General features: G+C 41.3%; 1 protein-coding gene. It reads right to left on the minus strand.

What is annotated here, in order from left to right; all coding sequences use genetic code 11:
• Nucleotides 1-140: 140 nt before the first annotated feature.
• Nucleotides 141-509, minus strand: a 369-nt coding sequence (locus tag OCV67_RS13515; RefSeq protein WP_394802715.1) for a hypothetical protein, incomplete at its 5' end; no start/stop codon positions are given.

The following is a 509-nucleotide window of genomic DNA, read 5'->3' on the forward strand; positions in this document are numbered from 1 at the left end:
GGAAATTATAATATATTTTAATATATATCTTATATATAGGGGGAAAATGTGCCACAGTGCCACACGCCCCGCAAACCTCGTAAATACGCCGTTTCTTGATAGACACTTTTGCCACAGACAATGCCACAAACAGTGCCACATTATAATAGGTCTTCATAATCTTCAATATTTATTTCGTCTTCACCCACCGGAAGTTTCATTACAACGCATTCCACATTAACGCCGTTAATACGTTTACCACGGGTAAATCTGCGCCCTCTTGTCAAAATCAATCCGTTAGTTTTAAGCCACGAAAGCAACGCCCTGTCGTCAAATCCTGCATCCTTGACGGCTTTGCGGAAAACCGCTCCGTTTATGTACGCCCAATTGTCAAGAATAACACCGTATACATCCGAATTTTCATTGTCAGCTCGGAATTTGTTGGAATTCATCGCAACCCAGTCGCACATATAACTATAACCTCGTTCTCCGGCTGAAACAGACGCTTTGCTTTTCAAAAATTCTGATAT

Source organism: Porcipelethomonas ammoniilytica, assembly GCF_025567485.1.
Taxonomy (GTDB): domain Bacteria; phylum Bacillota; class Clostridia; order Oscillospirales; family Ruminococcaceae; genus Porcipelethomonas; species Porcipelethomonas ammoniilytica.